The sequence below is a fragment of the Mojavia sp. genome, assembly GCF_059505145.1.
This window is the reverse complement of the sequence record NZ_JCACKA010000047.1, coordinates 39,566-65,213: the sequence shown is the minus strand read 5'-3', so window position 1 is coordinate 65,213 and position 25,648 is coordinate 39,566. Positions and strand designations below refer to the sequence as shown.

At 42.2% G+C, this 25,648-nt stretch carries 20 protein-coding genes and 1 tRNA gene; 12 read left to right on the top strand and 9 right to left on the bottom strand.

Annotated features, from left to right (window positions below):
* Nucleotides 1-257 precede the first annotated feature (257 nt).
* Complete coding sequence (tsaD, locus tag AC5JL8_RS07525) at nt 258-1,307, top strand: tRNA (adenosine(37)-N6)-threonylcarbamoyltransferase complex transferase subunit TsaD (protein ID WP_495879156.1); 1,050 nt, start codon at nt 258-260, stop codon at nt 1,305-1,307.
* A 32-nt stretch (nt 1,308-1,339) separates the two neighbouring features.
* Here the strand turns inward: tsaD and AC5JL8_RS07520 are convergent, their stop codons facing one another.
* Complete coding sequence (locus AC5JL8_RS07520) at nt 1,340-2,248, bottom strand: alpha/beta fold hydrolase (RefSeq protein WP_495879155.1); 909 nt, start codon at nt 2,246-2,248, stop codon at nt 1,340-1,342.
* A gap of 141 nt (nt 2,249-2,389) precedes the next feature.
* Nucleotides 2,390-3,109: a hypothetical protein gene (locus AC5JL8_RS07515; RefSeq protein WP_495879154.1), complete on the bottom strand. Its 720-nt coding sequence runs from the start codon at nt 3,107-3,109 to the stop codon at nt 2,390-2,392.
* Nucleotides 3,110-3,564: 455 nt separating this feature from the next.
* Here AC5JL8_RS07515 and AC5JL8_RS07510 point away from each other — a divergent pair, with 455 nt between their 5' ends.
* The 6 genes from AC5JL8_RS07510 (at nt 3,565) to AC5JL8_RS07485 (ending at nt 8,784) form a co-directional block, all read left to right on the top strand.
* The gene (locus AC5JL8_RS07510) at nt 3,565-4,092 is read left to right on the top strand and encodes a GNAT family N-acetyltransferase (RefSeq protein WP_495879153.1); all 528 of its coding nucleotides are present in this window, start codon (nt 3,565-3,567) and stop codon (nt 4,090-4,092) included.
* A gap of 336 nt (nt 4,093-4,428) precedes the next feature.
* Nucleotides 4,429-4,502 (top strand) — tRNA-Pro (locus tag AC5JL8_RS07505).
* Nucleotides 4,503-5,170: 668 nt separating this feature from the next.
* The gene (locus tag AC5JL8_RS07500) at nt 5,171-5,998 is read left to right on the top strand and encodes a Tic22 family protein (RefSeq protein ID WP_495879152.1); all 828 of its coding nucleotides are present in this window, start codon (nt 5,171-5,173) and stop codon (nt 5,996-5,998) included.
* Between the two features lie 3 nt (nt 5,999-6,001).
* Nucleotides 6,002-6,925: a peptide chain release factor N(5)-glutamine methyltransferase gene (gene prmC, locus AC5JL8_RS07495; RefSeq protein ID WP_495879151.1), complete on the top strand. Its 924-nt coding sequence runs from the start codon at nt 6,002-6,004 to the stop codon at nt 6,923-6,925.
* 63 nt (nt 6,926-6,988) lie between these two features.
* Nucleotides 6,989-7,579 carry an L-threonylcarbamoyladenylate synthase gene (locus AC5JL8_RS07490; RefSeq protein WP_495879150.1) on the top strand — a complete coding sequence of 197 codons (591 nt, stop codon included), beginning with the start codon at nt 6,989-6,991 and terminating at the stop codon, nt 7,577-7,579.
* Between the two features lie 248 nt (nt 7,580-7,827).
* Entirely contained in the window at nt 7,828-8,784 is a 957-nt protein-coding gene (locus AC5JL8_RS07485; protein ID WP_495879149.1) for a sensor histidine kinase, read from the top strand.
* Here the strand turns inward: AC5JL8_RS07485 and AC5JL8_RS07480 are convergent.
* The 6 genes from AC5JL8_RS07480 to AC5JL8_RS07455 all read right to left on the bottom strand — a co-directional run bounded on the left by AC5JL8_RS07480 (nt 8,726) and on the right by AC5JL8_RS07455 (nt 14,347).
* Complete coding sequence (locus tag AC5JL8_RS07480) at nt 8,726-9,220, bottom strand: GNAT family N-acetyltransferase (protein WP_495879148.1); 495 nt, start codon at nt 9,218-9,220, stop codon at nt 8,726-8,728. The two genes, AC5JL8_RS07485 and AC5JL8_RS07480, sit on opposite strands and share 59 nt — an antisense overlap.
* 104 nt (nt 9,221-9,324) lie before the next feature.
* Complete coding sequence (locus AC5JL8_RS07475; protein WP_495879558.1) at nt 9,325-9,747, bottom strand: hypothetical protein; 423 nt, start codon at nt 9,745-9,747, stop codon at nt 9,325-9,327.
* Between the two features lie 284 nt (nt 9,748-10,031).
* A complete protein-coding gene (gene secF, locus AC5JL8_RS07470) occupies nt 10,032-11,027 on the bottom strand; it encodes a protein translocase subunit SecF (RefSeq protein ID WP_495879147.1) in 996 nt (331 codons plus the stop codon).
* On the bottom strand, nt 11,024-12,442 hold the full coding sequence (gene secD / locus AC5JL8_RS07465) for a protein translocase subunit SecD (protein ID WP_495879557.1): 1,419 nt from the start codon (nt 12,440-12,442) through the stop codon (nt 11,024-11,026). The genes secF and secD overlap by 4 nt, the downstream gene beginning before the upstream one ends.
* A 226-nt stretch (nt 12,443-12,668) precedes the next feature.
* Complete coding sequence (locus AC5JL8_RS07460) at nt 12,669-13,652, bottom strand: alpha-ketoacid dehydrogenase subunit beta (RefSeq protein WP_495879146.1); 984 nt, start codon at nt 13,650-13,652, stop codon at nt 12,669-12,671.
* Between the two features lie 404 nt (nt 13,653-14,056).
* Entirely contained in the window at nt 14,057-14,347 is a 291-nt protein-coding gene (locus AC5JL8_RS07455; protein ID WP_495879145.1) for a helix-turn-helix domain-containing protein, read from the bottom strand.
* A gap of 522 nt (nt 14,348-14,869) precedes the next feature.
* On the opposite strand from AC5JL8_RS07455, the gene AC5JL8_RS07450 reads away from it, so the two are divergent.
* Nucleotides 14,870-15,775 (top strand): tetratricopeptide repeat protein, encoded by a 906-nt coding sequence (locus AC5JL8_RS07450; RefSeq protein ID WP_495879144.1) that lies wholly within the window; start codon nt 14,870-14,872, stop codon nt 15,773-15,775.
* Between the two features lie 121 nt (nt 15,776-15,896).
* On the opposite strand, the gene hemB is transcribed toward AC5JL8_RS07450, so the two are convergent.
* Nucleotides 15,897-16,877, bottom strand: coding sequence for a porphobilinogen synthase (gene hemB / locus AC5JL8_RS07445; RefSeq protein ID WP_495879143.1), 981 nt, complete (start codon nt 16,875-16,877; stop codon nt 15,897-15,899).
* 790 nt (nt 16,878-17,667) lie between these two features.
* On the opposite strand from hemB, the gene prfC reads away from it, so the two are divergent.
* The 4 genes from prfC to AC5JL8_RS07425 all read left to right on the top strand — a co-directional run bounded on the left by prfC (nt 17,668) and on the right by AC5JL8_RS07425 (nt 25,505).
* Complete coding sequence (prfC, locus tag AC5JL8_RS07440; RefSeq protein ID WP_495879142.1) at nt 17,668-19,296, top strand: peptide chain release factor 3; 1,629 nt, start codon at nt 17,668-17,670, stop codon at nt 19,294-19,296.
* A gap of 88 nt (nt 19,297-19,384) precedes the next feature.
* The gene (locus AC5JL8_RS07435; protein ID WP_495879141.1) at nt 19,385-21,637 is read left to right on the top strand and encodes a M48 family metalloprotease; all 2,253 of its coding nucleotides are present in this window, start codon (nt 19,385-19,387) and stop codon (nt 21,635-21,637) included.
* 636 nt (nt 21,638-22,273) lie between these two features.
* Nucleotides 22,274-22,774, top strand: coding sequence for an RNA recognition motif domain-containing protein (locus AC5JL8_RS07430; RefSeq protein WP_495879140.1), 501 nt, complete (start codon nt 22,274-22,276; stop codon nt 22,772-22,774).
* Between the two features lie 1,393 nt (nt 22,775-24,167).
* The gene (locus AC5JL8_RS07425; protein WP_495879139.1) at nt 24,168-25,505 is read left to right on the top strand and encodes a glycosyltransferase family 4 protein; all 1,338 of its coding nucleotides are present in this window, start codon (nt 24,168-24,170) and stop codon (nt 25,503-25,505) included.
* Nucleotides 25,506-25,648: the final 143 nt, after the last annotated feature.

Sequence of the window (25,648 nt, the reverse complement as noted above, 5' to 3'; positions counted from 1 at the left end):
TTTTTGTACAAAACGAAGCGGCTTGTACAGTCTTTATTTACATAACTAGGAAGTCATCATACTCTTGCCTGGGAACCGAGTAAAGTTTAAGTAAATAAAAGTTAAAGCTTCTCAACTAAGCCCCTATCGAGTTCTCTGTTCCGGGTTCCAAAGGGTGAGTAAAATTTCGTAATATTTGAGAAAATTCACTCAAAATTCCCACCTCAGCACTTAAGACTCAGCGCTCAAAACTCAGCACTCATCACTTTCCTGTAACAATGGCAACCGTTTTAGCAATCGAAACTAGCTGCGATGAAACTGCCGTCGCAATTGTTAACAATCGTCAAGTGTGCAGCAGTATCATCGCTTCACAAATCCCAGTCCATCAGCAGTATGGTGGAGTAGTACCAGAGGTAGCATCTCGCCAGCACTTAGAAACAATTAATTGGGCGATCGCCCAAGCTTTAGAGCAAAGTCAGTTAAACTGGGAGCAAATTGATGGCATTGCCGCAACCTGCGCCCCTGGACTCGTAGGAGCGCTGTTAGTAGGGTTAACTGCGGCCAAAACTCTGGCAATGATCCAAAAAAAGCCATTTTTGGGAGTTCATCATCTCGAAGGTCACATTTACGCAACTTACTTGAGTGAGCCATCTTTAGATCCCCCTTTTCTTAGCTTACTCGTTTCAGGCGGACATACAAGCTTGATTTATGTCAAAGAGTGTGGTATATACGAAACTTTAGGTGAAACCCGTGATGACGCAGCAGGAGAAGCTTTTGATAAAATAGCGCGGCTGTTAAAGCTGGGTTATCCTGGGGGGCCAATCATTGATAAGCTGGCACAACAAGGCGACCCCCAAGCCTTTGCTCTACCAGAAGGGAAAGTTTCCCTACCAGGTGGGGGATATCATCGCTATGACGGCAGTTTTAGCGGGTTAAAGACAGCTGTACTGCGTTTAGTGCAACAGTTAGAGAAAAATCAGGCTGAAATCCCAATAGCAGATGTGGCAGCTAGCTTCCAGGAAACTGTAGCGCGATCGCTGACCAAAAGGGCGATCGCCTGTGCCCTCGACTATGGACTCAATACAATCGCTGTCGGTGGAGGTGTAGCGGCTAACAGCGGTCTGAGAAAACACTTACAAGCAGCAGCAGCCGAGCATAACTTACGCGTCCTCTTCCCTCCTTTGAAATTTTGCACCGATAACGCTGCTATGATTGCCTGCGCTGCTGCTGACCATCTGTCACGAGGTCATACCTCAACTCTCAGTCTAGGCGTTGAATCAAGGCTATCGCTTACCCAAGTCATGAAGTTATATCAATCTGTTTCCTAAACAAAGCAGGGCAAATAACGCATAACTCATAACTAACACTCAACAATTGACCGAATATGATTAGCCACTGCATCCGGCTGTTCCAACATTGCTAGGTGTCCACAATCAGGAATTTCAATTACATTGTCTCCACAGTATTGAAACAGTCGGTGAAAGCTAGCTAAATGCCGAACATATTTAGGTTCCATAACCTTGTCTTGGGTTCCAGTCAAAAAATAAACTGGCTGCTTCAGTTGAGATACCAGCTGGGGTAAGCGATTAATTTCTTCCTCAGTTGTAGAGTCTAGAAGTGTTCCTAGAGCAGCTTCTGGGTCAGCCACAACAAAATCAATCACTCGCTGACGTGCCCAATAGCGCTCTAAAGGACGCGCCACACTAGCTCTAGTAAACAGCAAATCAATCCAAGGTATCTGAGACAACCAGCGAGGACGAACTTGCAAAAATCGTTGACCAGCTGAACGAAATTGCTCAAAAGCTTCTTTGAGATAAATGCCACCGCCTGCGTTGATACAAATAACACCCTTAACACAATCAGGCATCTGAGCCGCTGCCCAAAGAGCGATCGTGCCTCCCAAGGAGTGTCCAATCAGCCAAGCGCTGGTAATATTCAACTGCTGCAATAAAATTGCTAAATCTTGAGCATAGGCAGCTGGAGTATAAAAAGAATCGAACGATGAGCCAATAACATTGCTAGAACTAGGAGCTATGCTGACAGAAGTTTGTACCTGGCTAAAATCTGTTTCTGGCTGGGACTGGGACTCGCCAAAACCGCGCATATCATAAGACAAGCACTGCAAATCTATTGATAGTCGTGAAATCACAGGCTGCCAGTATCCACGGCTATTCAGCCAGCCGTGGATAAAAACTAAAGCATGGGGGCAGGACGTGGGAGCTGTGAGCTCGTATGCGTGTGTAACGCCCAAGATTTCGATGGTTGCCATACTTAATATCGTACCTTTAAGAACGGGTGCGACTAAATATGGAGTGCAAAAGGATGAAGGATGAAAGCTGTTCGCGTAGCGCCTTTGTCAGGAGTAGGTTGAAAAATTTCCTTCTTCATAATTAATAATTCATGCTTTACGTCATTTACCCAATAACCTATGTCGCACTCCTTCAGCAATTTTGTGCCCTAAATATTCAGGAATCAAACTTTCGTTTGGCCCCAGCAAGTAGAGAATTAGCCGTGTACGTCCGCGCCAAACCAGCAAGTTGGCATTGACTACCAGTAGGTCTTCCTGCCAAATGGCGTACATGACTTTGTAGAATAATCCCGGCTGATTATCGGCTTCAATTACTAAGGCAGGAAGATGAAAAACAGGATCAACGTAAAATTCTGTCTGAACCTGTTCCAAACCAGTATCGAGGTTAAATTCTACAGCCAGCATTTCTTCTACCTCAAACCGCCCTCCTAAAGCCTCACGAATCGCCCGACAAACATTGTCTGCGGTTTTTTCTGTCAAGGCTTTGCTGCCACGAGACACCAACAGTTTAATAAAAACCAACATCGGCGGTCGGATTTGACCATATAAGCTTAAACCATGAATAGTCAGCCCATAAGCCGCCAGCACACCAAAAATATCGCTGAGGAGAAAAGACTGGTTGCGGTAGGCAAAATGCAAAGCGCTTTTGCTACCTTCCGGTTTCAACTCTATAACGGCGCGTTTGGTTTTATAGAGACGGTAGGCTAGTCGTAAATTTTGTAATTGAATTTCACTGCTAACAAATTGCTCATAAAACTGGGGAAACGCTCGGTTAAAGCGTTTTAGAAGTTCGAGCGTCGAAGATTTTAAACCAGAAGCCATCGTTGGGTAAGACTCGCAAGATTCGTCACCAGGAGGTTGGTGACTGGGAATTGGGTACTGGAACTGAGGGCTAGAAAATCTAAAAATAAATTCGCTTGCCAGGAATAATCACATTTTGTGTATTGTGCTACATGGCTTCACACAATTTTTTGCTTTTCCATATCTATAAAGATAGGGTCTTGTAACAAATTATTCCCCAATCCTCATTCCCTTATATATAATTCACTCTCATATACTTTGTTTTGGTGAATTTCTCCTAGCTTTACAACAAAATGCTAAAGTTGAAAATGATTGGTGTGAAACACGCCCTAAGAGGCTGTTGCCATTGAGAATCCTGAAAACGCCGGAAAAGCCTGAAGTGTAAAGGATGATAAATGGTATTAGCTTTGTTAAACGTGAATCACCACTTTCGATAGTGGAAACCAATTCAGTTATATTACCCGAACCACGTTGGCATGGGTTTTTGGAAAACTTGGTTTAGTACTTCTGATTCTACAGCGACAACCAAAACAACTTCCTTTGAAGAGATGAGCGCGGAAGCTGCGGGCACTTCTAGTCCCAGCGGCGATCGCATTGTCTTTAGCACGGAGCGAGATATCGACCTGTATGAACTCGAAGAACTCTGTGATGCAGTTGGTTGGTCGCGTCGTCCCCTGAGAAAAGTCAAAAAAGCCATTGAGCATAGTTTTCTCGTAGCCACAATGTGGCAAGTGCGAGGAAACCAAAGACGGCTGATTGGTTTTGCTCGTGCTACTTCAGATCATGCCTTTAATGCCACAATCTGGGATGTAGTAGTTCACCCTGACTTTCAAAGTAAAGGTCTGGGTAAGGCGCTGATGAAATACGTCCTCAAAAAACTTAGGAGTGAAGAGATTAGCAATGTTACCCTCTTCGCTGATCCCCATGTTGTAGATTTCTATCGGACTATGGGTTTTGTAGCCGATCCAGAAGGTATTAAAGGTATGTTCTGGTATCCTCACTAAATTTTCTATACAAATAAAACAGCTTGCCGCCCATAATCCAGTTATAATGGCGAAGTCTACTAAATATTAAGTGGTTTTTATAATTTCTGCCGACATACAAGCAAGTAGCGGGACTGTAAACCTAAGTCAGCCATCAAAAGCTTTATTCGGGACACGTAATTACCCTTGTGTTGGCAAAAGCGACATAAAAATTTAGTAAATAGCTGCTAACTATGATATAATCAGAAAAGTGTCTTAGTGAACTAACTAAAGTTTGACTAAATGCTGTGTAGGTGTTAAATTGTAAAGTCGTGGTGTTAAGAATGAATTTAAGACACCTAAAGTAGGCTAATTAGCCGGGATGTAGCGCAGCTTGGTAGCGCGCCTGCTTTGGGAGCAGGATGCCGCAGGTTCAAATCCTGTCATCCCGATTTAAAATCATAAAATCAAAACCGTAGATTTACTAGTCAATCTGCGGTTTTTTGATTAATTTAATTATGTAATAAAAAAAATCAATATTTGGCTAGGGTTTTTCTTGGTAAATTGATAAGCTTCCAGATTACATATTTTTTCGGAGAAGTCTAATTTGGCGGTTCTGCTCTTATGGTAACTTGTGAGGGCTAACAGGCAAATTCGCTCTCCAGGACATAGTACCCTTAAAATTGCATTCTGTATAAATTTGCTTCAAATTGAGCAAATCTTAAACTAAAGGCAATTGGAACGATTCACTATATAATGACGTCATTTATAGCTGGGTAAAGACAATCAAATGACATTTATCCCTTCAATAAATGAAACAATTGGTCGCTCCTGGATAGCGACATCTAACAAGCATCTATTGCCTTTAGCCGTGATTAGGAACAATAACAAGGTCAACATTGAGAAAAGCACAAATTGATCGCTGTCAATGGGTGAACACGTTACAATAGCAATCCTAAATGGTTGGGAAATATCATTATTGAGCATTGATTAGTAACATTCAATAGCCGCCACAAATTTTTCACATCTCGAAGGGATTGCTATATAACTAAAACAAGTTGGTGGTGTGCAAATCCAACAATTTGTCTGACTAATTAAATTATTGACATTAGGAGCAGTCATGAAATCATTGGTTCGCTGGAGCGCAACATTGGGTTTAGTCGGAAGTACATTACTAGGAACAGTCTTTGCGGGAAATCTTCCAGTACTGGCACTGTCAGAACAGCAAATAAAAGATAAATTGGACTCAGTGCCTGTATATTTAGTTACTAATGACAAAGGCTTGCCACTTAGCCGTCCTCTACCCGAAAATCAAAATGGGCAAAAAGGTGCTGGTTCGGTAACAGGAGTCTATATGAGTCGGCAAGAGGCCCAAAAATTTATCACCGAACTGCGGAGTGCACAAGCCAAAGACCCGAAAATACAAGAAATGGTCAAAAGTCTACAGGTGACGGCAGTACCTTTGGGAGTAATTTATCAGCAATTACAACAAAGTAAAAACCAGCCAAACCGTCTTGTATTTGCTTTTAAACCTGTTGATCAGGAAATTAAAGGGGCAATGGACTTGCTGCGCCAAAGCGGTCAAAAGGTAGAGCAGTTCAAAAGTGTGCCTATTTTTGCTGTCAGATTTGCACCAGATCAAGGATATGTACCAATTAAAGTCAACTCTGACAACCAGCAAATGATTCCTTTGTTTTTAAGTAAGCAAGACGCGCAAGGTTTGTTGAACCAGGTGAAGCCCAAGTTTCCGAAAGCGGATATTCAGGTGATTGACGTAGATGGAGTAATTAAAACCTTGCAGGATAAAAATGATGCCTGGTTAAACCAAGTTGTTCTAGTGCCATCTCCAGAGTCTAGAGAATATATTAAGACATTGCCTAGAGATAACGCGCCTAAGGCTCCTGCTTCCAATCGCAACAATTCACAGCCTCAGAAACCCAAACGTTAAGGCATGGCAAATACACAGCCAAAAGTAGTTTCTGGGTTACAACTTTGGCAGTGGCGTCATCAGGCAATTCAAGCTGCGATCGCCACAGATGTTCCACCAGCAGAAGTCGATTGGCTTCTACAAGAAGTGGCTGGTTTAGACCGCTTGGCACTGCGATTAGAATCGTTCAAAAATTGGTCTCAAATTCACCTGAAATTGCCTTTAGAAGTTTTAGACCAATTGTGGCACAGGCGGTTAAACGACCACTTACCAGTGCAATACATTGCAGGAGTTACACCGTGGCGGAACTTTAAAATCGCCGTGTCGAGTGCAGTTTTGATTCCTAGACCAGAAACAGAATGCTTGATTGATTTAGCTGTAGCAGCAGCTATTAGTAGTCAGACCATCCCACCCTTACAGCAAGGACACTGGGCGGACTTGGGTACTGGTAGTGGCGCGATCGCTCTGGGACTAGCAGATGTCTTTCCAGAGTCTATAATTCACGCCGTTGATTACAGTTCAGAAGCTTTGGCGATCGCAGCGGCAAATGCCCAGAATTTGGGATTTGCCAAGCAGATTCGATTTTATCAAGGTTCGTGGTGGGAGCCATTGGCATCTCTCAAAGGACAGTTTAGTGGCATGATATCAAACCCGCCTTATATTCCCACCAGCACCTTACCTACCCTGCAACCAGAAGTAATGCTCTATGAACCACATCTCGCTTTGGATGGTGGTACTGATGGCTTAGATTGCATCCGCTATTTGATTGAAATCTCCCCCAGCTATTTGCGGCCAGGAGGGGTGTGGCTCATCGAGATGATGGCAGGGCAAGCGGATAGTGTGCAAGAAATGTTACACAGTCAAGGTAGCTATTACAACATTCAAATTCATTCTGATTTGGCTGGAATTGAACGTTTTGCCCTTGCTTATCTCAGTGTTGAGTGCTGAGTGCCCAGTTGTGAGGTATGAGTGGAGAAAGAAAGATAAATATTAATTCTTCACTCTGTAATCATGACACAAGTTTCCTTGGAAGTGCTGATAGCGGGGGCACGTGCTGGCTTATTAGTGAGCTTTCCTACAGATACTGTTCCCGCACTAGCAGTTATACCAGAAAAAGCAGCATTGATTTTTGCAGCCAAGCAGCGCAGTCAAGATAAACCTTTGATTTTGATGGCGGCTAGTGGGTCGGACTTATGGTCTTATGTCCAAGGAAGCGATCGCGAATATAGAATTTGGCAAGAATTAACAGATAAATATTGGCCGGGAGGGCTGACATTAGTTTTACCAGCGTCAGCCTCAGTACCAAAAGTAATGAATCCTAACGACCCAACAACAATTGGTATTAGAGTACCTGCAAGTGCGATTGCTCAAAATATTTTGCGGCAAACAGGCCCTCTTGCCACCACTAGTGCCAATTTTTCAGGTCAACCAGCTTTGCAGACAATGGCAGAAATTGAGGCTCAGTTTCCTGATATCCTGACTCTGGCAACCACAGAAACCCAGAAAGAAGTATCAAAAATCGGTGTACCTTCCACAGTCGCTAAATGGACGGGTACAAATTGGCAAATTTTGCGACAAGGTGCTGTAAAGTTAGGATTTTAGACTGAAATAAAAAATCGCTAGCTATAATGTTGTACTCCTAGTTTGAGTCTTTCAGTTTTGCAGCTCATATAGAGTTGCTTTGCCAAGATAGCTAAATTCCAGGCTTTTCTGTTCTACTTAAAACTACGTAAGAATTAGAAAAACTTTTAATTGCATCTAGAGACTGGAGCTAAACAGATAATGCGGATAATCGCGAACTAGATTTGACGCTGTTGTTGTCAAAGAATGAAGTTGATAACTGCCAAACTATGAATTGGAGCAACTGGGTATACTTAGGAGCAGGATTAGCACTGGGGATGAGTTTTCGCGGATTATTCGCACGCTCTTCAAATGCTGCACCAAACTCATCCCTAATAAAGTCAACAGAGCAACAAAATTGGTCAGAGATCGGGAAACGGATGCAGCAAATCCAGCTGGCATACCAAATGGCGCAGGAGATGGGCCAATTTAAGGCGGGTTTTTTAGCGCGGACTACCCATGAGTTGCGATCGCCTCTTAATAGTTTGATTGGCTTGCATCAGTTAATTTTGTCGGATTTGTGTGAAGATCCGGCTGAAGAGCGAGAATTTATTGCCCAAGCTCACGAAAAAGCATTGAAGTTACTCAAGCTAATCGATGAAATTCTCAGCATTGCTAGGGTAGAACATGGAACCAGCAAATTAGAGATTCAACCCCAATCGTTAGCTGAAGTTTTACAGGATGTTTATAAATTAACTTATCTGCTGGCGGCCAATCGGAATTATCCCTTGCAACTACTACCCCCAGATCCAGAGGTTTATGTTTTGGCAGACTCCCGTTGGCTACGCCAAGTATTGATCAATTTAGTAGACACTGCCATTGCTGAGATGGAAGAAGGTAGTATCTGTATTTCCACTAGCCTTTCGCCTACTAGTAATTTTGCACTTATTTGGCTGGATGTACCAGTTCATGCTCTACCCTGGAGTGAGTCTATAGATTTCATCAAATCGATAGATTTTATCAAGTCTGAAGACAAACCTCTTGTGACCGACAAGGAGAATCAGTCTCTCTCGCCAGGAATGAAATTATTGCTCAGTCAAACCCTATTGGAAGTGATGGGAGGAAAGCTGGAAATCGTGCCATTTTCCAGTGCTAAGGCTGTAACTGAATTTACTAGGCTGCAAGTGTCTATCCCCCTAGTGATTCCTGAAGCTGAATTTCCTCAGATGGAATATAACCAAGGTTAGATTGGTTATGTAGCACCATAGTGGTAGTCGTATTAGACTGGAAACCAATCTTTTCGTAGAATCCTTGTTGGTGAGTAGTCATCAGGTACACACGCTCAACCCGCCTCATGCGAGGATGGCTCAAAACGGTTTCTACTAATTTGGTTCCCAACCCAATACCACGATAGTCTGGGTGAATCACAACATCCCAAATCGTGGCACGATAGATGCCATCAGAAGTTGCTCTAGCAAAGCCAATAAGTTGCTCTCCATCGCATACAGAAATCACTGGATCGCTATTGGCAATAGCTATGCCCAAATCCTCAACACTACGTCCTTTTGCCCAGAAAGCTGAAATATTAAATAGCTCTTGCAGTTGGTAAAGGTCAATTTCAGATTTGCGTTCGCCTTTGGCGCAGCGGAGCTGTTCGCTAAATTGAATTTGAGGATAGTTCATGTACAACACCCAATTTTGGCAGTATCGTTCCTACCGTTAAGTCATATTTTGCTAGAGAGTGCCTGAGCTTGTATCTAAAGTTAGATATTAAAAAATTTAATCATTCATCTTTCTTTATCGCAAACCCACTTCCACAGAGGATGAGTAGGCCCCTGTTGGCGTATCCGACACACTTGTTTTTCTAAGCGTTGCTTGTCCTGTTGTGGTAGTCCGATAAGGATATTCCGACTTTGCCAAATTAAAGTAGCAACAGTCATACCAATACAAAAAGCCAAACCAAGGGTAGACAATGGATGATAGAAGAGTCCGTATCGCACCGCCACCCAAGTAAAGTATTGTTGCCATAAAGCAATTTCTGCCTGTAGATCCCACAAGCAAAGAGGCGCAATAGTGAGCCACAAACAACCTACAAATAACCACCTGCCATATACGGTAATATTGTGTAGCCTTTGTACTTGTTGGGCAAAATATGGGTCAGTCTTTGCAGTATTGTTACCATTGATTGACTGTTGTTCCGGTTGATCCATATGGGTTATACCAATTTTAGGCATTGCTGATCAAGAGTATAAATTTAGTCTCACCCAAAGGCGAGGCAGCACTGGTTTACCACTTCACCCGATCTGCGTGTCCTCTTCGTCAATTCAGCAACGCCTAATTTTAAATTTTGGATTTTAGATTTTGGATTGCTCATGCTTAGGCTGTTTTACAAATTTAAAACTATACAACCAATCGCAATTTTCGCAATTTGATGTTAGCAATTCAAAATTCACAATTTAAATTGCTTTAACCCCATGATGAAATAGAGGCAAGCTTAGGTATCGTGGGAACCAGCAGAGGTATCCATTGCCTCGGCATTCACTAGCACGGTAGATTTACCAGCACGTTCTCTCCACAGAGATAACAGAGTACTAGCTATAAAAATACTCGAATAAGCCCCCGCCGTGAAGCCAATAATTAAAGCTAAAGCAAAGTTTTTCAGTGTTTCTCCCCCAAAAAACAAGATAGCAAATAAGGGCAACATGGTTGTTAAGGTCGTATTGATCGACCGTCCCAAGGTTTGGTTCACCGCATCATCCACAATATCAGCTATCGGACGGTTGGGATTGGTTTTCAGGGTTTCTCGAATGCGATCGTAAATAACCACAGTATCGTTGACTGAAAACCCCGTAATCGTCAGTAGGGCTACGATAAAGAGGCTGTCTACTTCAGTACCTAGTACTAAACCCAAAATCGAAAAAATCCCTGCTGTGATCAAGACATCATGAAATAAAGCGACGATGGCAAATACTGCATAGTCCCACTGGAAGCGAAAAGCTAAGTAAATAATGATGCCTGCAAATGAAACAATCAGGGCAATCACACCAGAGGTAAACAACTCTCGTCCCAAGGTCGGCCCAACGGTGTCAATCTGGTTTTTTTCTTCGTCAAAAGCACCAATTTTTTCGCTTAAGGCACTTTGCAATTGAGTACGCTGTTCGCGATCTAAGGTTTTTGTGCGGATTAATATGCCATTTTCTGCGCCTGTGTCTTTGTCAGCGACAATTTGGATACTGCTATCGCCAAGTCCCTGTGTTCTTGCTACTTCCCGGACTACATTAATATCAATTGGCTTGTCGCAGTTACCAGGTTTGGTACAGTCCCGTTCTAGCTGTAATCTTGTACCACCGACAAAATCCAAACTAGGACGTAGGGGGGCTTTAATGTTGGGATTTTGCCAAGATATCACCATTGAGATGATACCAGCAAGGACTATAGCAGCAGAAATAGCCCACCAAAGCGATCGCGACTTGTTAATACTTAGTTTCATCGAGCCACCTCTGCCTTATTTGATGCTGGCAGGTTCGGACAGAAAAGTTCTGGTTTCCGTAGTGAAGAAATTGTAATTGCCAAAAACATGAAGGTGCGGCTACAGGTAAGGGCAGTAAACATACTCATAGCTACCCCCAAACCCAAAGTAAGGGCAAAGCCTTTCACCAAACCAGATCCCAGCCAAAATAATGCGATACAGGCAATCACTGTGGTGACGTTGCCATCTAGAATACTGGAAAAGGCGCGGTAAAAGCCAGATTCTACAGAACGATACAGGGTTTTGCCCGCTTGCAATTCCTCCCGTGTGCGTTCAAAAATCAGCACATTTGCATCCACTGCCATGCCAATACTGAGGATAAACCCGGCAATTCCTGGTAGGGTAAGCGTTACACCTAACAAAGCAAAGCTAGCCCAGGTCAGCAAAGCGTAGATTATTAACGCTAGATCGGCAATTAAGCCTGGTAGTCGATAATAAGCCACCATAAAGATTAATACTAAAATTAGACCACCAAGCCCAGCGTAGATACTGCTTTGAATGCTGTCTTTACCCAAAGTTGCCCCAACGGTGCGAATTTCGGCGATTTCTACTGGTACGGGTAATGCCCCACCACGTAGCTGCACACCTAAGTCATTAGCTTGTTGGGCTGTAAACCTACCTGTAATCACCGCAGCACCGCCAGTAATCCCAGTTGCAGCAAATTCTGGGGGTACGCTGGGAGCGCTAATGAGTTCATTGTCTAGAAAAACACCAATGCTGCGCCCGGTACCGGCAAGGTTTTTAGTGAGATTAGCAAAAAGTTCGCCACCCTTTTGATTAAAGCGAATGGCAACGTTCCAATTATTGCCGCTTTGAGTGGGTTCGCCGTAGGCATCTTGGAGAAATTGACCTGTCAGTGGCGGGTTTGTGCTTTCAAATAATTCCGCGATCGCTTCGTTATTCTTTTGCAACTCTTCTCGATTTTTCGCAATTGCCGCAGTATCCTTAGTCTTTCTTAACTCTTGTTGCTTGGCTTTCAGTTCGGCTCTTGAAGCTTGGAAAGCAAACAGCTGAGTTTCTGTACCAGGTTTTTGTGAACGGAATTCTAATTGCGCCGTACCCCCTAACACACGTTCTGCTTGCTCTGGATCGTTGACACCAGGTAGCTGCACTAAAATTTTGTCTGTGTTAGGCACTATTTGAATCACTGGCTCAGAAACGCCAAGACCGTTAATCCGGCCTTCAACGACTCTTTGCACAGCTACCAATTCGCGTTCGGTGATTTGCTTAATTTCCGGTGTTGTTTTCACCTGAATTGTAAGCTGTGAACCTCCTCGTAAGTCTAGCCCAAGGGGTATAGGAATTGTAAAAATCACCGTAATGGCGGCGATGATCAATACTAAAATCAACGCTAATAGCGATCGCTGTTTCTGCATACCATAACCATAACTCGCAACCGACAAAGGCTATAATAGCGCTCTTTTATAGAGTTATGAGTATCAGTTCTCAGTGAGGAGTGTTACTAGTAATGTGGCATGGGGCATTGGGCATGGGGGATGGGGGGACAACAAGCAAGAGTTAATCATGGTTCTTTCCCCTTGTCCCCTTGTCTCCCCTGCACAAGCTGCTCTCCTGCTTTTTCCCAGTCCCCAATCCCTTAACTTAAACTCGCAAAGCCACCATTTTTTCCACAGCTTCTACTATTTGCTCTGGTTGAACAATTGTTAGTCGCTCTAGATTACCGTTGTAAGGTGTCGGAATATCTTGGGACGAAAGCCGCAGTACTGGTGCATCCAATTCATCAAACAAGCGATCGTTAATTGAGGCGATAACTTCTGCTCCAATACCAGCAGTTCGCATAGCTTCTTCCACCACAATCACGCGATGGGTCTTGCGGATGGAGGCCCCAATAGTATCAAAGTCTAATGGCTTGAGCGATATCAGGTCAATTACTTCTGGATCGTAACCTTGTTTTTCTAAAGTTTTCACAGCTTGTAGCACATGATGGCGCATCCGTGAGTAAGTAAGGATTGTCACATCTTTACCACGACGTACTACTTCTGCTTTATCCAAAGGCAGTAAATACTCTTCTTCTGGTAGGTCTTCTTTCAAGTTGTAAAGCAGTACGTGTTCAAAAAACAGCACTGGGTTATCATCGCGGATAGCAGACTTTAGCAGTCCTTTAGCATTTCTGGGTGTGGAGCAGGCAACAATTTTTAAACCAGGAACAGCTTGGAAGTATGTTTCTAGCCGCTGAGAATGTTCTGCCCCTAGCTGTCTGCCTACACCACCAGGGCCCCGAATTACCATAGGAATTTTAAAATTACCGCCGGAAGTATAGCGTAGCATCCCCGCGTTGTTCGATATTTGGTTAAAGGCAAGCAGCAAAAAGCCCATGTTCATGCCTTCAATAATCGGACGTAAACCCGTCATCGCTGCTCCCACTGCTAGACCAGTAAAGCTATTTTCAGCGATGGGGGTGTCGAGAACTCGGAGATCGCCATACTTTTTGTAAAGGTCTTTGGTCACTTTGTAGGAACCACCATAGTGTCCTACGTCTTCACCAAGAACGAATACACTGGGATCACGCGCCATTTCTTCATCAATGGCTTCACGGAGGGCGTTGAAGAAAAGAGTTTCTGCCATTTAGACCTTTAGTACAATTTATTGTTTTAGAATCTTATCGCGCCGCCGCAGCAAATACCGTGAGCGATCGCACTAGTTGGAGATTGAGTTGCTTTTAAAATCCTGCTTTCCACATCTGTTGTTAATATTTCATTGATTGCCATCCACGCAAAGGCTGAGTACTAAATCGGCAAAGACTGAAAATTACAGACCGATTATGGAAAAGCCATTTAAGTAAATAAGGTAACCTGATTGCTTCTTTATGCATCAAATCGCAAAAAGTAATTACAGAGATTGACATTCCTCGGAGTCAAGCGCTGCTACTGCGGTAACTTTCAAGGGCAATCTATCATTTTATCGATTTTACAAGTCTTGATGCATCAGACGCACAATAAAAGGCAACCCCAACCTGATCTAACATTTCATCAGCTACAAACTGGCGAATCAGCTACCTGAGTTACTGGATTGTCTGGAAAGCGTTTGGGTCTTCCTGGCTTGCGTTTATGCCGCTGATTAATTGACTTTTCGCTTGCTGCTGCCAATTCTTCAGGTGTACATTTGAACAGACGCAAAGCATCTAAATATTTTTTTGGTGTCATTGTGGGTTCAGTACGCCCCGCTTCCCAGTTGCGAACACTGGTTTCACTGATTGCAAGCCTGAAGGCAACCTCTGCACGGCTAAGTCCCGCACGCTCTCTCAGGACTTGCATATCCATATTCCATGCTCCCCTAGAAAAGTTTAGAATTCGTTTATTAAATCAATTGACATAAACAGCCAATTGAAAAAATTTATTATCTATCTTCTTTTATAAGCGATCGCCGCCACCTCTGGCAAACGAGGGAACTTTTTATTTCTGTATTATTTCGTAAACAATCTACTATTAAAATTCGATATTTATGTGTCTACTTATGCTGAATTATTACTTATTTCAGCCTTTACCTATGTAAATACTCTAGCACATTAGCTTATTCAAGAAAAATTTTTTGTGACATTTTTACTATAAGAAATCATTGTAATTTTTTTCGGTGTTTTCTGGAATAAATTGTTTAAGTTAAGTAGTTACTTATTAACCAGAATTGTACGAAAAATTATTAATTTTTCATAGAAGCAGATATATAGATTAATTAATCTTATTAAGTTGATTAATCTGTGTATCATTATGTCTCAATTAAGCTTCTATTAGTTCGTATGTCTAATTTACCACTGTTTACCTTTAATTATTCAGGGAATTATTTTGATGAATAAATTTATATTTATCCTGGGAACTTTGGTTATAGGAACAATGATGTCTGCTACCAAAGCTGATGCCCAAAATTGGTCAAATACTGGACAATTAACATCACTTTTAGTACAAGTTAACCCCAATGATGCTAACACTTACAGCAGTAGAGGTAATGACCGTCTAATGTTTGGAGACCTCAAAGGAGCAATTGAAGATTACACTCAATCTTTGCGTATTAATCCTAACAATGCTAATGTTTACAATAACCGTGGTGGTGTGCGTACACAGTTAGGGGATTTTAAAGGAGCAATTGAAGATTTCAACCAATCTATACGTATTGCTCCTAACTCTAGCCCAGCCTACTACAATCGAGGTCATGCCCGTATCAGATTGGGAGATTTTAAAGGAGCAATTGAAGATTTCAACCAATCTATACGTAATGATCCTAACGATTTTATGAGCTACTACAGTCGCGGATCAGCTCATCTCAAGGCAGGAGACGTAAAAGGGGCAATTGAGGATTACAGCCAGATTATACGTCTGAAGCCTCATGATATTACGGCTTATCAAAACCGCGGTGCTGCCCGTACCAAGTTGGGAGATTTGAAAGGCGCAGTTGAGGATTATAGTCAAATCTTACGCCTTAATCCTAATGATGTTATTGCTTATTACAATCGAGGTGCTACCCGTACCAAGTTGGGAGATTTGAAAGGGGCGATCGAGGATTATAGTCAAATCATGCGAATTAATCCTCAAGATACCAAAGCCTATTACTACCGAGGGATAACCCGTGCAGATTTGGGAGATAAGCGAGGCGCAATTGCCGATTTACAGCAGGCAGCTAAACTCTATCGAAAACAAGGAAAAATCAGCGATTCTCAACGTGTTCTCGACAAGATTAAGCTGATAAGTAGTAAGTGAAAATTGATATTTACTCAAACAATAATCTCACGCTCAGACACCAAGACACTAAAATTAAGTTTGCGCCTTTGCACCTGTGCGTGAGATTTTTTGGTAAATAATCACTCGTTAATTTTGTAGCTTATCGTAACCAACGTGCCGCGTCTTTGGCATGGTAGGTCAAAATCAAGTCCGCACCCGCACGCTTAAAGCCAGTTAGAGTTTCCATGACTACACGCTCTTCATCAATCCAGCCGTTGAGGGCAGCAGCTTTCACCATAGAATACTCACCAGAAACATTGTAAGCAGCCACGGGGAGGTTACTAGCTTCTTTGACACGCCAGATAATGTCCATGTATGCCAAGGCTGGCTTCACCATGAGCATATCAGCACCTTCAGCGATATCGAGTTCTATTTCTTTAATCGCTTCACGAGCGTTACCTGGATCCATTTGGTAAGTTCGGCGATCGCCAAATTGCGGTGTTGAGTCTGCTGCATCTCGAAATGGGCCATAATAGGCTGAAGCATACTTAGCAGCATAAGACAAAATCGGTGTATCTTGGAATCCCGCTTCATCCAACCCTGCACGAATTGCCTGCACAAAGCCATCCATCATCCCCGAAGGTGCAATGATATCAGCACCAGCTTTGGCTTGTGATACTGCCGTTTTTTTGAGTAATTCTAGAGTTGGGTCATTTAAAACCCGTCCTGTTAAATCCCCGACTTGTAAATAACCGCAGTGTCCATGACTTGTGTACTCACACAAACAAGTATCAGCGATTACAATCAAATCTGGTAATGCTTCCTTCACCGCAGTTGCTGCTTTTTGCACAATACCGCAATCATGCCAAGCACCAGTGGCATCTACATCTTTATCTGCGGGGATACCAAACAGAATGATCGCGGGAATTCCTAAATCGTAAACTTCTTTTGCCTCTTCAACAATTTTGTCTACCGAAAGTTGGTAAACTCCGGGCATAGATTTTACTTCATTAGCAATTCCCTCGCCTGGTACCGCAAACAGAGGGTAAATCAAATCATTCGTTGATAAAACAGTTTCACGCACCATCCGGCGCAGTTGGGGATGGGTTCGCAGACGGCGGGGGCGATGAGTTGGAAACATAAACTTTTATAAAGAATTACAACACAATGGACACAACACAAAGCGTCACAACAGTAAGGTAAAACCTTGCTCTGGTAGGACAGACTACCAACAGTGCTTAACTGTCCTTTGCCCTACTGTTGATGAAGCTGTAGGGCAATTTTGTATTTTACAGCTTGCCTGACATCTCTTTAACAAACGGCAAAAAAACTATATTAAAAAATTTTATAACTTATTCAGTAAGTTAGCTAATAAGTAAAGGGTAGAGGATGTTTCTTAACTAATCACTTCTTAAGTTTTCCTAACTCATTTTGACTTATCAATTACTATCATTTGTACTAAAAGATTTGGTAAATTAAGAGATAACACAATAATTTATTTAGGTTGCTAACTAACTGAGCTATTGGTCAAATAATTAGTCTCCACAGGGGTAAATCTCTATCTTAGCTAGTTGTAAATAGCAAACCCACAGCTAGCCTAAGCAATGCTTTAACAATTAATTTATCAAGCCATAGATTAAAGTAGTAATTAATATTTTTGGCTTTTTTTGTGCTAAAAATTCATTAATTACAAAATATAGGGTAATAGGTAAGTCTAGAGACACAAGCTTAAAGTTAATAAAAATGGCTTGATGCGATAAAGCAGATAAAAGTATTGGCTTGTCTGTGCCCTGCATTCCTGCTTGCCATTACTTTGACGTAGCTTAGTGATATTACGACTCTATCATGTCCATCGTTGTCTTAAGATTAAAAGACTCGCTAAAGTAGGAAAAAATTAAGTTAACTTAATTAACAAGCAAACAAATACACTTATGTCAATTGAACTTGAGTCAGATCTTCATAAAGCAGTTGAACTTCGCCGCAATTTTGCAATTATTTCTCACCCCGATGCTGGTAAAACGACACTAACAGAAAAGCTACTTTTATACGGAGGGGCAATTCACGAAGCTGGGGCAGTAAAGGCACGACGGGCGCAGCGTAAGGCGACCTCCGACTGGATGGCAATGGAACAACAAAGAGGTATTTCTATTACATCTACAGTCTTGCAATTTGAATACCGTGGCTGTCAAATAAATTTGTTAGATACGCCAGGACACCAAGATTTTAGTGAAGATACTTATCGTACTCTCGCCGCAGCAGATAACGCTGTGATGCTAATTGATGCGGCAAAAGGCTTGGAGCCTCAAACAAGGAAGTTATTTGAAGTTTGTAAGCTACGGGGAATTCCAATTTTCACATTTGTTAACAAACTCGACCGTCCGGGAAGGGAACCTTTAGAGTTGTTGGACGAAATTGAGCAAGAATTGGGATTGCAGACCTATGCCGTAAATTGGCCGATTGGGATGGGCGATCGCTTTAAAGGTGTATTTGACCGCGACAAACAACAAATTCACCTGTTTGAACGTAGCGCCCACGGTAGCAAGGAAGCCAGAGACACGATAGTCAATTTAGGTGATGCCAGAATTGAGGAACTGCTAGAACAGGATCTCTACTACCAACTAAAAACCGATTTAGAACTATTAGAAGGTGTAGGCCCGGAACTAGATTTGCAGTTAGTACATCAAGGAAAAATGACGCCAGTGTTCTTCGGTAGCGCTATGACCAACTTTGGCGTTGAGCTATTCCTGAAGTACTTCCTCGATTATGCTCTCAAACCAGGTAATCATAACAGCAGTGTTGGTGAAGTTCCCCCGACTTACCCGGAGTTTTCTGGGTTTGTTTTCAAACTCCAGGCAAACATGGACCCAAAACATCGCGATCGCGTGGCTTTTATCCGGGTCTGCACTGGTAAGTTTGAAAAAGATATGACAGTCAATCATGCTCGTACCGGAAAAATTGTCCGCCTGTCTCGTCCGCAAAAGCTCTTTGCTCAAGAGCGAGAATCGATTGATGTCGCTTATCCTGGCGATGTGATCGGTTTGAACAATCCTGGAGTTTTTGCTATAGGCGATACAATTTACACTGGGCAAAAACTGGAATATGAAGGAATTCCTTATTTTTCGCCAGAATTGTTTGCTACTCTTCGGAATCCCAACCCCTCAAAGTTTAAGCAATTCCAAAAGGGCATTTCAGAACTGCGGGAAGAAGGTGCAGTACAAATTATGTACTCCACTGATGAAGCCAAACGCGATCCAATTCTGGCGGCGGTGGGTCAGTTGCAGTTCGAGGTGGTGCAGTTTCGCCTACAAAATGAGTATGGCGTGGAAACCATACTTGAACTCTTGCCTTATAGCGTCGCCCGTTGGGTTGATGGCGGTTGGGAAGCTTTGAATCAGGTGGGACGTTTATTTAACACCACCACAGTCAAAGATAATATGGGACGCCCAGTATTGCTTTTCCGCAATGAATGGAATTGCCAACAGTTAGAGGGAGATCATCCAGAATTGAAATTAAGCGCGATCGCCCCAGTATATTCCCTGCAACAACCAGTGGAAGGATAATTTAGGACGCGGTTGATTTTCAGGGTATCTCAATCAAGCGCTTGCGCGCAAACGTGAATCAGTTAAGAGATTGGAGTGCTAGATTTATATGCCTTCACACGCCGAATCGTCTTTGGAGGCTGGTTTAGTCGCCCTCAAACAGGGAAATTACCAAGCAGCGATCGCTCAACTAGAGCCTATTGCTAGCAGTCAGAAAAGTGGAACTGCTAGCTTACAAGCTCAGGTTGGTTTAGTGATGGCTTATGCACGCATTGGCCGACTTTCAAAAGCGATCGCCCTGTGTCAAAATCTCCTTGAGAGTTCTAATCCACAAGTGAAAGAGTGGGCAGAACGCGCTCTTGAACACTTGAAAAAACGCCACAAACCTAAAAACACATCATCAAAAAATTCTGCAACTGGATTTGTTGCTTTTGATAATTCCAGCTCAAATGGTGTACAATCTACTGCTTCATCAAAACAGCAATCAAAAGATGTAATGGTCGAAGGTACAAGCTCTGGTACTTCGTCCATACCAGCAGGTGAGTTTAAAAATAGATATGTAGAAACGGCATCTACTTTTTCAGCCAATAGTTTCATTAGCTCTACAGAAGACCGCCCACAAGCTAAACCAGTCAGTATTTATTGGCGGCACGCAGGACGGGCTAAGGTATGGCAACCCCTGCATAAGTTTAATTTAATACCTTTACGGCTATTGTCAGCGGGAACATTCATCGCCTTATTTTGGGTGATGCGGGAAATGCTCAAATTAGCAATGGGCTTAATTAACTATATTTTAGTCAAGCTTCCATACTTAGAACCATTGCAATTTTTATATCGTGATCCTAGCCCGGTTTTGCTCGTGGTAATGATTATTGCAATGGCATTGTCACCGTGGTTGCTGGATTGGTTACTGACAAAATTTTATGGTCAACGAGAGTTTTCCAAAGATGTGTTAAATGGCTACAGCCGTGAAGCAATCAGGGTAATACAACGTTCTTGCCAACAGCGAGGTTGGCAGTTACCTAAACTGCGGATTTTGCCAATAGCTGCACCAATTGCTCTGACCTACGGGAATCTAGCCCGTAATGCGCGAATTGTGGTAAGTCAGGGCTTATTAGAACATCTGGCAGATGATGAAATTGCCATTATATATGCCACGCAATTAGGACATATTGTTCATCGGGATTTTGTAGTCATGTCTCTGGTAATCCTGGTGACAATGATTTTTCACAGGCTATATCAGCAAATTTCAGAGTGGGGAGACAGGATCTCAAAAGGATTTTGGCGTTGGCCAGCTACAATTTTGGCTAGTTTCGCTTATGGAATTTGGTGTTTGCTGACTGGAACAGCTTTGTGTTTATCGAAGTTACGGCTTTATTATAGCGATCGCCTAGCAGCTGAAATTACTGGTAACCCCAATGCTCTAACTCGTGCCTTGCTCAAAATTGCCATTGGTGTTGCCCATGATATTCAAAAACAAGAACACATCAGTTGGCAATTAGAAAGCTTAAATCTGCTTGCGCCTGTCAGCTATCAGCAAAGCATTTCTTTAGGTAGTATTGCTGGTCATGTTTCTTTTGAATCTCTATTGCTGTGGGACAATTTCAATCCCTACCGCCGTTGGTTCACAATCAATAATACTCATCCTTTAATTGGCGATCGCATCCAACGCCTATGTAAAATAGCCCGTCACTGGCATTTGCAACCTGAACTACATCTTGTCAATGAACAATCTTCAACAGGTAAGCATCAGACATTTCTCTTACAAATAGCTCCTTGGTTGGGCATTCCCTTAGGTTTGTTGTTTGCGAGTTTAATCTGGCTAATTTGGCAAATTGCATTCGCAAGCAGACTTTTAAACCTGAAGTGGATATATGAAGATTTGTCCTTCGTTACGGGTTGCCTACTGATTGGTTTTAGTATCGGTATCGTGATCCGGATGAATTCTTTCTTTCCCGATATTCAACCTGCAACTGTGCAAACTAATGAGCGATTACCCAACCTCTTAGCCAACCCATCTGCTATCCCCATCGATAGCATTAATGTCTGTCTTGCAGGTAAGCTATTAGGTCGTCAGGGTATCAGCAACAGCCTCTCACAAGACTTAATTCTACAATCTAATATCGGCTTAGTAAAATTGCACCATATTCCCTGGCTGGGACAATCAGTTAATCCTCAAGATTTAATTGGTCGGCATGTTACTGTCACAGGTTGGTTCCGGCGGGGGGCAACTCCCTGGATCGACATCCAAACTTTACAAACTCAGAATGGTAAAACCATTACTAGCTCTCATCCAATTTGGTCTACTATTTTGGCAGTTGTAGCGCAAGCTTGGGGAGCATACATTTTCCTCAGAGGTTAGTTAGTAGTTAAAAGTTGGACTTGTAGACCATTAATTTTTGACTATGCCAAACTTAATGTAAAGAAAAGTTGCAGATTTTCTCTGCTAATGTTACATTTATTTACAAAAGACATCTTAATCAACATAACTCAGCATATAGCTTGGTTATAAATCGCTGGCACTTGCGCCAATCTATCCTTTTATTTTCCCAACACAGCAGTAAATCGACCAGCCACTGGCTGGTTTTTGTTTCCAAATATCCCCTGTTGAGAAAAAAATGTATTTTATGCTACTATTCAATCACACTACATGTCAGAAATGTATGCGCTGAACTAGCTACGTAGAAAATACCATGATAATGTAAGGAATGGTGTTTTATTCTGCGAACGGGGTTATAGAAAAAGACGTTTGCTGTGGCAGACAGTAAGCCATTAAATTTACAACTCTTAAAATTAAGGTGGTATTTAATTGAGCGTCGTGTGCGCTTTTGTATTAAACAAGCTTGATCCCAACGAAAAACTGTATTGTATAGGTTGACAGTTTGGATTAAAAAAATTGGTTTATGGCATATTTGGTCAATAGCATCTATTTAAAAGCCAAAGCCAAGTGATTGTTTTCCCGCCTTGCCATGTTCATTCAACTCTGGAGGTATAGTTCATGTCCGTTCGCCTATATATAGGCAATTTGCCAAAAGAAGAAGTAGATCGTCAAGAACTGCAAGCAATTTTTGCAGCCGAAGGTGATGCTGTCACGACTAAACTAATTAAAGACCGGAAAACTGGCAAATGCCGCGGCTTCGGTTTTCTCACGGTCAATAATGATGAACAAGCAGATCAAATTATTGAAAAGTATAATGGTCACTTGTTCAAAGACACTGCCATTAAGCTAGAAAAGGCATTGCCTCGCACTAAAGGTGAGGAAAGTGAAGACCAAGCACCCAAAGCTGCCCAAAATCCCAGCAGCAACCCTGCTCCTAACACAAATAAAGAAAGTAATCGCCGCGAAAAAGGCTCTAAGAAACCTCGGCGCGGTGGTAGCGGTAGTAGTGGACGCGAAAGCACCACAACATCTGACTCAGACGCTATTCGTCCAGATCCCCGTTGGGCTTCTGAATTAGAAAAGCTAAAGCAGATGCTAGCCGCACAAGCGACCAATTAATCTCCCAGAGAGAGCGATTAAAAATTAAAAATCAAAATTTTTTCGATTTTTAATTTTTAATTGTCCAGTGCATTTAAGGTACTTAGTTTAAGGATACTTACAGAAATGAGTATAAATGTGACCGCAACTTTGAGGTAGAATATAGTTGCTGCTAAATTTGTCTGTGCAAATTAGATTGCATTTTGGCTGTAGCTATACACGCTACTCAGACGAAGTTTCTGCATCAGTCTGAAATATAGATGCCATTAGCTTCTGTACAGAAAAATTATATGTGATACGCGCGTAGAATGTGCGATTAAGCTGAATTCTACAGCTAAAACTATATTAGACGGTTGACTATATTTTGCCGATAGTTGCGTTCACACTTGTTCAACTACACGGGGCTTTTCTAAACCTTCCAGAGTTAGAACCGCGATGGTAAGCGCAAATTAGAATTTTTTAGCTGGAAAATGGTCTGTTGTTTAGTTTCGCTTTAATAGAACTTACGCACTCGCAACAAGAATCAAGACTTTGCGTTCGCGCAGCGTGCCCGAAGGGCTTAGGACTTATGCTTCCCTACGGTCGCAATGACGAAATTACGTTATTAGTGCGTAAGTCCTGTTTAACTAAAGACTGTTTTATCTAAGCCTTGTTGTAAATTGCATTAAGGTTTGATAAAAATAACCCCCTAGAGTCAAAACATCACACAACAAAGTGAGATTCAGGGGGTTTTAAGTTTGAGATTTTTAACTTAATACGGTCCAATTCGTAATTCGTAATTGAAAAAGCCAGAATTAATTTGAAACCAAGTTGCAATCAAAAGTAGCAACTGTCATTGCGAGCGAAACAAAGTGGAGCGAAGCAATCTCCGCTAACGAAAGATTACTAGAACAGAACGCAACTTGGTATGAGTTTCCACACTTTAGATCTGTAGCCTGTTTTGGAGAATCGGTATCAGTTAACAATAGCGTCACTCTATCAGGGTGCTTCTAATATCTAGATCGAGTTAGCTGGATTTTAATTAAAATAAATTTATGCTCAAACAGGGTATTTTAAAATAGTGATTATTCTAAATTAGAAATAAATAGTACGATGCTGTAGTTACACAATAACAGCAAAAAAGAGGCTTTGAATCTATATATCTATCAGGTTATATATGTAGTAAGGTGTAATTAATTAAGGTTTTATCTATCAAAAGCATTAGATATAAATATAGCAAAATATATAAAAAAACGAAATAAAAATAATAAATACAGAGCCAATAAGGTTATTTCTGGTAGTAGATGCGGAAATATATTTGAGATATTAAATTGAAAGAAAGTTTAATTTAATCTTCTTAAATCTTTTCGGTAAAAGTATTAGGCGCAAACTTGGTTCTGCCTGAGACTTTTTAATAATCAACAACACATAAACTATGAACGCTACCAGTGAAAAACGCATCGCTTTGGTTTCGGTTCACGGAGATCCGGCGATTGAAATAGGACAAGAAGAAGCTGGAGGACAAAACGTTTACGTCCGCCAAGTTGGTGAAGCACTAGCCAAGCTAGGATGGCAAGTTGATATGTTTAGCCGCAAGGTAAGTGCTGACCAAGAAACGATTGTTCAACATAGTAGTCACTGCCGAACAATTCGTTTAACAGCGGGCCCTGTGGAGTTTGTACCACGAGATAATGGTTTTAAATATTTGCCAGAATTTGTGGAGGAATTGCTCAAGTTCCAAGTAGAAAATAAAATTACCTATCCGATAGTTCATACCAACTATTGGCTCTCTAGCTGGGTAGGAATGCAGTTAAAGACAATCCAAAGAAGTAAATTAGTTCATACATATCATTCTTTAGGAGCAGTCAAGTACCGGGCAATAGATACAATTCCTCCAATTGCAACCAAGCGCTTAGAAGTGGAAAAACAGGTACTGGAGATAGCAGAACGGATTGTAGCGACGAGTCCGCAAGAAAAGCAGCACATGCGATCGCTCGTTTCCAAAAAAGGCAATATTGATATTATTCCTTGCGGTACAGATATTCAAAACTTTGGTTCGGTTGATCGACAGGCAGCGCGGGCTAAGTTAGGAATTGATCCTGAAGCCAAAGTTATATTATACGTAGGACGTTTTGACCCACGCAAAGGTATAGAGACTTTAGTACGTGCAGTGCAACAGTCAAAATTGCGTGAGTCTCAAAAGCTTCACTTAATTATTGGTGGTGGTAGCACCCCAGGTAATAGCGATGGTATCGAGCGCGATCGCATCGAAGCAATTGTCAACGAATTGGGCATGAGTGATTTTACTACCTTACCCGGTCGTCTCAGCCAGACAATCCTGCCCAATTACTATGCTGCTGCTGATGTTTGCGTTGTTCCCAGTCACTACGAACCCTTTGGGCTTGTAGCGATCGAGGCAATGGCGAGTGGTACGCCAGTGGTAGCAAGTGATGTTGGCGGGCTTCAGTTTACCGTGGTTTCCGAACAAACTGGTTTATTAGTACCACCACAAAATGTACCTGCCTTTACAAATGCCATCGACCGCATTCTGATGAACCCAGAGTGGCGGGATGAATTGGGTAAAGCAGGTAGAAAGCGCGTCACCGAGAAATTTAGTTGGGAGGGCGTAGCATCTCAGCTGAATAAACTCTACACCCAACTGTTGGCGAAACCTGTAGCACAGCCATTGGTCAAACCCTTAGTAAAACCTTTAGTAAAATCAGTGGAGCAACCTCTGGCACAACCTACCAAAAAACCAGCGTTACTTAGCTAACCAGGCTCTACGCTTTTTGGTAATTAGTTAACTCATCCCACGGCTTTATATGTACGCGTAGTGTTCTCTAAGGGTAAAGGAGATAACGTTATATTCTAGCTGTGGGATGAGCTAATTAGTATTTCCAAATCAAATACAGAATT